We start from the raw sequence: 10,741 nt of genomic DNA, 5'->3' as shown, positions 1-10,741 counted from the left end.
GGTACACTCGATTTCAAGTCGAGCGCATTCGACCACTCTGCCACCTCTCCAGGTGCTTTCCTAGTGTAACCCAATCAGAGTTTCACTAGACGCTGATTTTACACTAGGATCAGCTTTCATGTAGAGGGGTTCTTCCGCACAAATTTCATAGGCAGAGTTTACCCACACCAACCGGATATCGCTAACCTGTCCGGCCTCCAACGTCACCAACGAAAAATTGCGGTGGCGATCGCCCCCAACTTCCATAATCCGAGGCACCCGTGCCGCATTGAGGTAAACGGTTTCAGCCTCCTGATGAATGGCGCGACGTAGGACTTTCTTGGTGTGGCGCAGGTGGTGGTGCATGTGCCCAAAGCCGACAAACGGAACCGATTTACCCAGGACTTTCGTTTTGGCGATCGCCTCCGTTAAATCCGGATCGCCATAGTCGCCGCCGATCGGTTGCCAGTCCTTGCCGCAGGGATCTTCGGGGCGATCGCCCAATCCCTTAGGGCCGCAGTGCCCGATAAACAGAATGGTGTTGGTGGTCGTTGCCTGAACCGCCTCCATCATCTTGGCTGTGGAGTCCTCGAAACTGGTCACCCCATAGCGGGACTGATAAAACTCGGTATATTTCCAGGTTGAGCCACCCCAGCTAAAGGGACGCCCCCCAACGACGCTAAGCCCCCATTCGGGGAAATCTAGCTTGCCGTAACCGACGTGAACCGAACCAAGAGCATCGATTTGATCCTGAACCCAGTCTTCTTGGGCGCGATTGTAAGGACATTTCTTCCGTCCCCAGTCGGTTGCGCTATACCAGGCATCGTGATTGCCAAAAATGGCGGCTTTCGGCAGATCAAGAGAGGCGATCGCCCGCACCACCTCCACCGACTCATTGCCAAAATCGCCAACAAACAGGGCTAAATCCACACCCAATGCCTTCAGCGCTGTCGCGTCCTCCGGCTCCCAGGCATCATGGACATCACCAATCACCGCCAGGGTGAGCGATCGCGTTTGGGAACCATGGGAAGAGTCTTGGACCGTTGTCATCGTGGTGTTATCCTAACCATCTCCTTATCCAGAATAGGCAAGAATATTCGCTTTTGGCACTATGCCCCACAAAACAAACGACACTCTAACGAGTGCCGTCGGTTCTTGAAAATTTGGTTAAATTCATAATCTCTGTGGAGTTTCAGAATAGCTTAGTACGCCGGCTCATTCTGGGCGGACTGGGCGCGGGTCTTGGCTTTGGCTGCACTCTTCCGCAGCGCGTCTAGCCGAGACTCATATTTACGACGCTGTTTTTTCTTAGGACTTTGCTCAATCAAAACCTTGAGCGCACTACCCAAGCTCTTATAGGCGTTGGGTAAGGTGTAGCCAAATCGAGTGGCAAGGGCGATCGCCTTTTCGTCCGCTTCGATCGCTTCTTTTAACTGTTTCGAGCCGTTGTTGCGCTGGTATAGCCGGAAACCCGACACGCCGCACAGCGCTAAAGCCAGAACCAAGAGCAGACCATCTTGAACCCACAGTTCGCCGACTGCACCGCCTAAGCCGATCGCTAAGGCCGCCATTTCCCAACCATCGCGAGGAATCGTGTCGTTCTGAATGCGAGCGACCTCATGCCAGAACAGCAGATTTCGCTGATCTAGGGCTAGGGAGTCCCAGCGAGCCAGATCAATCTGGATTTCCACCTGATCTTTCCCCAATTCCTCGCTGGTGATCAGCGGTGGGGTCAGCCCGGTGGAGGATTCAATCGTGACCCAACTCCGCAATTCCGGAGGCAGTAAACTCTTCAGCCGCCGTAATTCGCTAAGTTCCGATCGGGCCGTAGAACTGGCAAATGAGGTCATGATGTCGCCTTAACTCAATAATCCATAGAGATTTTTCTGGAGTATAGCGTGTCCAGGGGGGGATTGAATGACGGTGTTACCCTTGTGCGTTATCGTACAGTCCGTACATCACGGTAAAACGTATTTCGCTCGTCCGCCTGGGAATTGCACTCCGTATAGTCCCATCCTATCGTTAGATTCCTATTCTTGTCACAAGGCTTGGGTTTCCTTAAGCTCTAGTGCTTTGAAGAACGAGGTCTTCGGTGTCCTGAATCGATTGAGAATGGGTATCCTGCCAGTGGTTCAACTGGGCGATCGCCCCATCAATCAACGCTTCTCCCTCTTCCACTGACGAGATGCGGCAGAGGTGATAGCGCAATTCCGATGCGCCATGAAATCCCCGCGCATACCAGGTCATGTGTTTTCGAGATTGATAGATGCCGCGATCGCCCTTGTAGTCCCACAGCATTCGCAGGTGTTCTTTGGCGCATTCGAGTCGTGCCTGGGGCGTGGGCGGTGGGAGGCGATCGCCCGTTTTCAGAAAATGATCAATTTCACCCACCAAAAACGGATAGCCCAATGTGCCACGCGCACACATCACTCCATCCGCTCCCGTCTGCTCTAAACACTGGACGGCTGCATCCACGGAATGGATATCGCCATTGGCAATCACTGGGATGGATAGAGCCGCTTTCACCTTGGAGATCCAGTCCCAACGTGCCGAGCCATGATAGCCTTGGGCGCGGGTGCGTCCGTGGAGGGTGAGCATCTGTGCGCCTGCGCCTGCCATGCGTCGGGCAAACTCCACCGCATTAATCTCATCCTCATCCCAGCCAATCCGGGTTTTGACCGTGACGGGGACGCGAACGGCACTCGCGACGGTTGCGACAATCTGTTCCGCCACCTCTGGTTGCCGGAGGAGGGATGAACCACCCCCATTTTTAGTCACCTTATTCACCGGACAGCCCATATTGATATCAATGGTGTCGGCTCCTTGGGCAACGGCAAGCTGGGCAGCCTCGGCCATGAAGTCGGGTCGGCAATCGAAGAGTTGAATACTAATAGGCCGTTCTGCCGGATCGACCTCCATGATTTTGGATAAGCGCTTGAGGTGGTGAATGCTGGAAGCGCTCACCATTTCGGTGTACATCATGGACGTGGGGGCATACCGCCGCACCAGTCGCCGGAATACTAAATCCGTGACGCCAGAGAGGGGCGATTGTAGGACACGGCTTTGTACCTCTAGATTGCCAATGCGGAGCGGTGTGGCGAGATGCGCTTGCAATTCTGGAGAAAGGGATGTCATGCGAAATCGGGATATCCAAAATCCCTAAAAACCTGCTTTCTGATTGTAGCGGCGGCGTAGGTGACTGATGTCAGTCGGTTTCGTCTTTGGGGTGGTAAAAATCCTGAGGGAACGTTGGGTAAACGACCTCAAACTTAGAACTGAATGCGATAGACTGTCAATTCAATGAGTTCCATTGCAGGGAAGTGGATCGCACGAGCCAGGAACGCATTGAACGATTAAGACAGATGTGATGGGAGGACGGTTCATGGTTGCGGCAGATAAGGAACTTGAGAATCAAAACGAGGTTGCGTCTATTACTGCACCATCAACAGAACAGGCTTGGACGATTGAAGACAGCGAAGAGCTATACCGGATTCGCGGCTGGGGTGAACCCTACTTTTCCATCAACGCCGCTGGTCATATTACCGTTTCTCCCAAGGGCGATCGCGGCGGCTCGTTGGATTTATTCGAGCTGGTTAATGCCCTGAAACTCCGCAACCTAGCCCTCCCCATTCTGATCCGCTTCTCCGACATCTTAGAAGACCGGATCGAGCGCTTAAATGCCTGCTTCAGTAAAGCGATCGCCCGCTACAACTACGATGGCGACTATCGGGGCGTTTTTCCCGTCAAGTGTAACCAGCAAAAGCACTTGGTCGATGCCTTGGTTCGCTACGGCAAGCCCCACCAGTTTGGCCTCGAAGCTGGGTCAAAGCCGGAGTTGATGATTGCCCTAGCACTCCTAGACACACCGGGAGCGCTGCTGATCTGCAACGGGTATAAAGATCGGGAATACATCGAAACCGCAACCCTAGCGCGCCGCCTGGGCAAAACTCCGATCATCGTCCTGGAACAAGTGGAAGAAGTGGAACTGGCGATCGCCGCCTGTAAGGATCTGGGAGTAGAACCAATTTTGGGCGTTCGCGCCAAGCTGAGTTCGAAAGGGGAAGGACGCTGGGGGATTTCGGCGGGCGATCGCGCCAAGTTTGGCCTCACCATTCCCGAAATTATCCATGTGGTGAATCGCCTGAAATCGGAAAATATGCTGCACTGCTTGCAGCTTCTTCACTACCATATCGGTTCCCAGATCTCATCGATTGCGGTGATCAAAGATGCCATTCGCGAAGCCGGACAAATCTACACCGAACTGGCAAAACTTGGTGCGGTAATGGGCTATCTCGATGTAGGGGGTGGACTGGGCGTAGACTACGACGGCTCCAAAACGAACTTCTATGCTTCCAAAAACTACAACATGCAAAACTACGCCAACGACATTGTGGCAGAGGTCAAAGAGGCGTGTGAAGAAGCTAATCTCCCGGTTCCAACCCTGATTAGCGAAAGTGGACGGGCGATCGCCTCCCACCAATCGGTGTTGGTTTTTGATGTCCTGAGTTCTAACGAGGTGCCGTCTACGCCCCCAGAACTCGTTGAGGAGAAAGAGCATCTGATCATTCGCAATCTCTTTGAAACCTATCAGTCGATTCGGGTTGAGAACTATCAGGAGATGTTCCACGATGCCACCCAGTTTAAAGAGGAAGCGATTAGTCTCTTTAACTTTGGCTATCTCTCGTTAACGGAACGGGCCCGAGCCGAACAACTCTATTGGGCGTGCTGTCATAAAATCTTGGCGATCGTGCGTCAACAGGAATACGTGCCCGATGATCTGGAAGATCTAGAAAAGATCATGGCCTCGATCTACTACATCAATCTCTCGGTTTTCCAGTCTGCCCCCGACAGTTGGGCGATCGACCAGCTTTTCCCAATCATGCCCATTCATCGGCTCGATGAAGAACCAACCCGTCGCGCCACCCTGGCCGATCTCACCTGTGACAGTGACGGCAAAATTGACCAGTTCATTGATCTCCGTGATGTGAAATCGGTGCTAGAACTCCATCCCCTGAAATCCGGTGAACCCTACTATTTGGGGATGTTTTTGGGTGGAGCCTACCAGGAAATTATGGGGAATCTGCACAATCTCTTTGGGGATACGAATGCGGTCCATATTCAGCTTACGCCCAAGGGATACTCCATTGAGCATGTCGTCAAAGGGGATACGATGACGGAGGTGCTGGGCTATGTGCAGTACGATTCTGAGGATCTGGTCGAGAGCATTCGTCGCCAAACGGAGGTCGCCATGCGCGATCGCCAGATTAGTTTGCAAGAATCCCAGTTGTTGCTGCAAAACTATGAGCGATCGCTGAGTCGATATACTTACCTGAATCCTCAGTACTATAGCAACCAACGGGTTGGTTAGGATGGGGTGCAAGGAGGGAACCCCCCGCGTGTCGGGAACAGCCCCCACCCCCATATCTCAACTTAGCCGGAACGGAAATCAAAATGATGACTAGGCTGATAATCAGCAACATGGAAAATATAATTCCGGCGATCGCCGCTGCCTTCGGTGCTCGTATCGACGTGTAGGCTTTAGATGTTTCTTGGTTCATGACTCTCCATCGGGCGTGTAAGAGGTTACAGTTGTTTCAAAATCTCTGGAGTAGCAGAAGTCTGCACCTGCGTCCAGTTTCTCCGACTCTCTAAAGCAACTATTGCAATCTCTTTTACCCGATGGCTACCCTGATATCCGCAGGGTAGCAGAGGCATCGGGACTGAGCGTCCGCAGTTTTCAACGGCGATTAGCCGTAGAACATCTTAGCTATTCTCAGGTGGTTGAGCAGGTGAGATTTGATCAAGCGTTGCGAATGCTAAATTCCTCCCGTATGCAGTTGGTTGATATTGCCTCAGAGCTTGGCTATACTGATGCCGCTAACTTTACACGAGCCTTCCAAGCGTTGGACAGGAATATCGCCGCGTCAGTTCCGACGCTTCCACGAGCAGAACGCTGATCACGCCTTTCACCATATCAGTCATTAAGATTGATTACGATTCTGGGAAGACTGGCACCAAATAACTAGAAAAGCTCCTGATTTTTCTTGATAATCAACTACAGCGAAAGGCAACCCCCGCTGCCTTTATAGCCCATGACAGTTATATAGAATTAATAGACATAATTTCCGTTGTTCATGCAAGGTCAAGGGTAGAGTATGGTGGTTGAGGTCATATCGCGCATGAGGTTGTGGCATATATGGTGAAATTTAGCGATAGGCTCCTAGCCAATGGTTATGGTATGGAGTACAACCTTTGGTTTGGGCTGGCTTGTCAACGCTAGTCACTACCCTTCCAGTGTAAGCAGCGGAACGCATTGAGTTCTCCTACGGTCTTCTGGAGTTTGACCTTTCCGTTGATTCTCTACAAAATTATGCGGAAACGGGAACCGTTGATTCCGATCTAGACTTCTATTTCCATTTTCTCAGTTCAACAGCAGAGGCGGAGTTGCAGGGCGTACTGCATCTTTCCCACGATATGTCTCCGTGGGAGGTTTCGCAACTGCTGTACTCAGGCATTGGCGAGGAGTCTTTACAGAATATTGGAGCCCTCGTTCAAACCGAATCTCAACAAAATGGCTTCCATGCCCTGCGATCGGCCATCATCCAATCATCCGCCGATCCAGAAGGATTAAGCGTATTGGGTGTTCTACAGCATTTTCCCAGCGAATCCATTCACATCAATGTGGCACAAGCGTTGAATCTGGCTCATGCCATCTCAGAATTTGCCGACCTGTCTAAAGATACTCTGGCAGCCATTCATGCTGAATCGGAGTCTGCTGCTGCATCTACCCCGGTTGATCTAACCGCTCTACCCCCCTGCCGGAACAAGGTGCGTTTCAGTTCACAAAACAAACTCTGGATCTACGGGATGAGGAGCGCGATCGCGCCATCCCAACGGATCTCTATGTACCTACCTTTAATGGCAATCTACCCCCATCTATTCCTGTGGTGGTCTATTCTCACGGCTATGGTGAAACACGGGCAACTGCATCGCCTTATTTGGAATTGCTAGCGTCCTACGGATTTGTGGTGATCGCACCAGAACATATCGGCAGCAATTACCAGTATCAGCAAGATCTGCTTACCGGGTTTGTCGATAATTCCTTTGCTGCTACTGAATTTGTCGATCGTTCCCTTGATCTCAGTTTTGTTTTGAATGTGCTGGAGCAGAAAAACGCAACGGAATTTGGCGATCGCCTCAATTTGCAACAGGTCGGGGCGATCGGTCACTCCTTTGGCGGGTACACCGTGCTGATGGCAGGAGGCGCTACGGTGGACTTTGAGAAATTGCAGGGCAGGTGTGAATCAGACTTTTTGGTGCGATCGCTGGATGTGGCGTTGCTATTGCAATGCCGAGCATTAGAGCTAAAAGATAATCCTGTGTACGTAGACCTGCTCACCAGTGGACAGTTGAGAGATCCACGCATTCAGGCTGTAGTGGCGGCTAATCCAGTCACGGGGGCGATTCTGGGAGAACAAGGGCTCAGCCAAATAGATGTTCCAGTTATATTATTTAGCGGCGCTAGCGATCCAGTAACACCGCTGGTTCCAGAGCAACTCCGCGCCTTTAACTGGCTAACCACGGCTGACAAATACCTCCTCATAGCAGACAACACCGCCCATGATGCCGGAATCACAGAAATCGCAGATCGAGTTTTGCTACCGTCCAACATTGATGCTGAAGCTGGTGAAGACTTAGCTGCATTTCTGACCCATCTTCGGAGTGTCGGTCTTGCGTTTATGCAAGTTCACGTAGCGAACCAAGCCGAATATAAAAACTATCTCCAACCATCCTATGTCGAGTCTCTAAGCGTAGAACCGTTTAATTTCAGCTTAATTCGTGATTTTCCGACGGAAGATCTGGATCCGTTGACTCGCTTTTATCGCGATCGTGAAGAGGGTTAAGGTATGCGGTTATGGGCTTTTGTCCGCATTGCTCAAAGCTTGTCAAGTCGCACTGGTGAAGCCAGTGGATTACCCCAAAGATCCAGTTAAAAACTGGTAATCGCTAAAATGCTGATTAGACAAAGTTTTCAAGAGAAGTGGAGGAAAAAACATGAATTGGTGCCGTACCCGAACTTCCAGTGTCACATTTTGTAGCATTAGCCCCGACGTGAGACATTCGTAGCCCATTCGCCAACGGTAACCAGCGCTATGAAAAGGCCAAACTGGACGTGATCCTTTCAACTCATCCTCAATGGTTTCATTCTTGACTTTGAACTACCCTGAATTTGAACTCCATGACGGCTCTATCTTTATCTCTACCTCCATCTTATTTAACCTTGCTGGTAGCCCTGCCTGAACTCAGAGTGATCACCAGCAAGCAATTGGTCTGCTGAGTCGGCGTTGCTCCTCTCAACCGCGATAGTGGACAATACCAAGGGAAACGACTGATGATGGGGGGACAAGCGGGAGTCCATTCTGCGCTGTATATGGCCACATTGGTGACGGTTCCCTATCCCCTGTTGATGGTCTTCTATCCGCGCTTACTGGCTGCAGGCAAAGCTAAGAAGGTGGCACCCATTGCCTGTATTCATAGGCTTTTGACGATGCCCAAGGCCATGGTGATACGGAATCCGATTCGTAAAGTAGCACTATTTCAGAGCCTCCTCTCACCCCCCCTTGCTCTAGACGTGAAGCGGCTTCCCGCAGGGTAGGGGAGGTGCCAGCAGGCGGTGGGGTTTAGTGCCACCCTATAGCAGGATTTCGTATGAAACGTCGGATGAACTGGAGTCCTCCTCAGCTTCAAGACTCTACCCCGTCTCCCCTGGCGGCTACGTTGGGTTGACATGCAAGATAATCGCTGCACCCCACCCTAACCAACCCGTTGGTTGTATATCCCATGTCGTAATGATCGCAGAGGGGCGGGTATGGATAGAGCGAGAGACAACCGGATTGTCAGCCCTGATAATCTTCGTAGGCTTTGAGGCGGGCTTTGAGTTGAGCGACTTCCTGACACAGATCAAGCACCATGCTTGCACCGACCCAGTTCAGTCCTAAGTCACGGTGGAGACGCAGCATTTGGGCAATCCGAGCCACATCCTGGTCTCGCAACTTGGCCTCCTGCGGTTCGATCAGATGGAGACTGACAAAACGTTCCACTAGCGTCACAGAGATGGCGGTCATTTCTGCCACTTGCTCATAGGTGTAGATACACTCCTCAACGCTGATGTCCAGGAGATCGGGGGATATCGATTCAGAATTAGCAGAGGTCATAGCGTGATTCTCTCCAACTCGGCATGGGGATTCAGGGTACGATTGGCGCGTATAGTTTCATAGCTGAGGCGCTCAACGTCGTTAAGGTCTTTCGGTTTAGGTGTTACGATCTTGAGCCTGACGAGGAGATCGGTGCGATCGCCCTTTTCAGTCTTCCAGCCTTTCTGACGCAGGCGCAAGGTTTGCCCAGAGTCGATCCCTGCCGGAACTTTGAGCTTTACGGAACCCTCGGGAGTGGGGACATTCAGGTCTGTACCCAGCACCGCTTCATCGGGAGCGATGCTAATCTCGCAGGTGAGGTTCAGGTGCTCGTCCAGACTAAAAAAGGGATGGGGCGCGATATCAATGTTGAGGTATAGATCCCCCCGTTTTCCCGTTTGCGGGTTGGTGCGGCCTCGATTCTTGATTCGGATCCGACTGCCCGGTTTTGCGCCCGCTGGAATCCTGACCTTGAACGGCGTTTCGCCCTCTAGCTGCAATTCTTTCTGGACCCCATTAAACGCTTCTGCCATAGTCAGCACAAAGGCGGCCTCGGTGTCAGGCTGGGGGGCATAGCTGTGATAAACCGATCGATAGCGCGGATCAAAGTCGGTATCCACATCGGGGATTCCCTGGGTGGTGGTGTAGCGGTAGGTGCGTTGACCGCCCTGGGCATAGCGATTTAGCAGTTCATTGATAAAGTCATCGAATCCGCCGTAGCCCCCAAACTCACTTTCATCAAACCCAACATCGGCTCCTGGATACCCTCCGGAGGGCTGTCCCTCCTGTACCTGTCTCCAATACTGACCGTAGCGATCATACTTACGACGTTTTTCCTCATCAGAGAGAACTTCGTGAGCCTCGTTGAGTTCTTTAAATTTCTCTTCTGCCCTCGGATCGTCGGGGTTCAGATCCGGATGCAGCTTGCGGGCAAGTTTTCGGTATGCCTTCTTGATCTCTTCAGGACTGGCCGTTTTATCGATCCCCAAAACCGAGTAGTAATCCTTAAAATCCTGATTGGTTGCCATAATCTTAATGTTCCGTCCTAGGGTGGCGATCGCCTACGGGTGCAGGGTTGAACAGAGCGATCGCCCTTAACGCTGAATCAAGCCTTATCCTCACTATATTCGATAGTTTGAATCCGTTTCCCACGCTTAAATTGGGCGATCCCTTGGTTCATGGCCGACTGTAGCGGAGCCTGCCAAAGCTGCAGAAGTTCAGCCGCCTGGATTTTAGGATCATCGCTTTGAATGAGTTGGCTTAGTGCGGCGGCGATCGCGTCGTGGTGCTCGCTGAAGATTTGGCTCATCGCCCGACATTTATCGGCTTCTAGGGTAAATAGATCAATATTATCGGGGGTTAAGTCTCCCAACACGTCACAGTTTGGAAACGTTTTTAAGACCGCTGCAGATTGTAGGGCAAAGTCTAGGGGGCCGATATCGGCCAAACAGGTCGCAGACTGTTCTGCGGCATCCGATTGAGTGCCGTAGTAGGAGCCAGTGACGGTATACACTACATTCCAGGCCCAGACTTCGTGCTCTGGCAAGACAAACTGGTTGTTGAAGTCT

Annotated in this window: 10 protein-coding genes and 1 pseudogene; 5 read left to right on the top strand and 6 right to left on the bottom strand. The window is 51.8% G+C overall.

Features of this window, described 5'->3' with window-relative positions; genetic code table 11:
* Positions 1-60: 60 nt before the first annotated feature.
* From IGR76_15775 to dusB, 3 genes are all read right to left on the bottom strand, one after another.
* Positions 61-1,029 (bottom strand): TIGR04168 family protein, encoded by a 969-nt coding sequence (locus IGR76_15775; protein ID MBF2079930.1) that lies wholly within the window; start codon positions 1,027-1,029, stop codon positions 61-63.
* Between the two features lie 152 nt (positions 1,030-1,181).
* Positions 1,182-1,829, bottom strand: coding sequence for a DUF3318 domain-containing protein (locus IGR76_15770; GenBank protein ID MBF2079929.1), 648 nt, complete (start codon positions 1,827-1,829; stop codon positions 1,182-1,184).
* Between the two features lie 208 nt (positions 1,830-2,037).
* Positions 2,038-3,114: a tRNA dihydrouridine synthase DusB gene (gene dusB / locus IGR76_15765; GenBank protein MBF2079928.1), complete on the bottom strand. Its 1,077-nt coding sequence runs from the start codon at positions 3,112-3,114 to the stop codon at positions 2,038-2,040.
* A 232-nt stretch (positions 3,115-3,346) separates the two neighbouring features.
* On the opposite strand from dusB, the gene speA reads away from it, so the two are divergent.
* From speA to IGR76_15740, 5 genes and pseudogenes are all read left to right on the top strand, one after another.
* Positions 3,347-5,347 carry a biosynthetic arginine decarboxylase gene (speA, locus tag IGR76_15760; GenBank protein MBF2079927.1) on the top strand — a complete coding sequence of 667 codons (2,001 nt, stop codon included), beginning with the start codon at positions 3,347-3,349 and terminating at the stop codon, positions 5,345-5,347.
* A gap of 292 nt (positions 5,348-5,639) precedes the next feature.
* A complete protein-coding gene (locus tag IGR76_15755) occupies positions 5,640-5,936 on the top strand; it encodes a helix-turn-helix domain-containing protein (protein ID MBF2079926.1) in 297 nt (98 codons plus the stop codon).
* A 355-nt stretch (positions 5,937-6,291) separates the two neighbouring features.
* Positions 6,292-6,660 (top strand): annotated as a pseudogene (locus IGR76_15750) (alpha/beta hydrolase).
* A 134-nt stretch (positions 6,661-6,794) separates the two neighbouring features.
* A complete protein-coding gene (locus IGR76_15745; GenBank protein MBF2079925.1) occupies positions 6,795-7,883 on the top strand; it encodes a hypothetical protein in 1,089 nt (362 codons plus the stop codon).
* Positions 7,884-8,371: 488 nt separating this feature from the next.
* Positions 8,372-8,635: a hypothetical protein gene (locus IGR76_15740; GenBank protein MBF2079924.1), complete on the top strand. Its 264-nt coding sequence runs from the start codon at positions 8,372-8,374 to the stop codon at positions 8,633-8,635.
* Between the two features lie 241 nt (positions 8,636-8,876).
* Here IGR76_15740 and IGR76_15735 read toward each other — a convergent pair whose 3' ends face one another.
* The 3 genes from IGR76_15735 to IGR76_15725 form a co-directional block, all read right to left on the bottom strand.
* Entirely contained in the window at positions 8,877-9,194 is a 318-nt protein-coding gene (locus IGR76_15735) for a hypothetical protein (protein ID MBF2079923.1), read from the bottom strand.
* Positions 9,191-10,201 (bottom strand): DnaJ domain-containing protein, encoded by a 1,011-nt coding sequence (locus IGR76_15730; GenBank protein ID MBF2079922.1) that lies wholly within the window; start codon positions 10,199-10,201, stop codon positions 9,191-9,193. Before IGR76_15730 ends, IGR76_15735 begins: the two co-directional genes overlap by 4 nt.
* A gap of 77 nt (positions 10,202-10,278) precedes the next feature.
* Positions 10,279-10,741: hypothetical protein (locus IGR76_15725; protein ID MBF2079921.1), on the bottom strand; the 463-nt coding region annotated here is incomplete at its 5' end.

Source organism: Synechococcales cyanobacterium T60_A2020_003 (assembly GCA_015272205.1).
Classification (GTDB): domain Bacteria; phylum Cyanobacteriota; class Cyanobacteriia; order RECH01; family RECH01; genus JACYMB01.
This window is presented reverse-complemented; position numbering and strand designations above follow the sequence as displayed.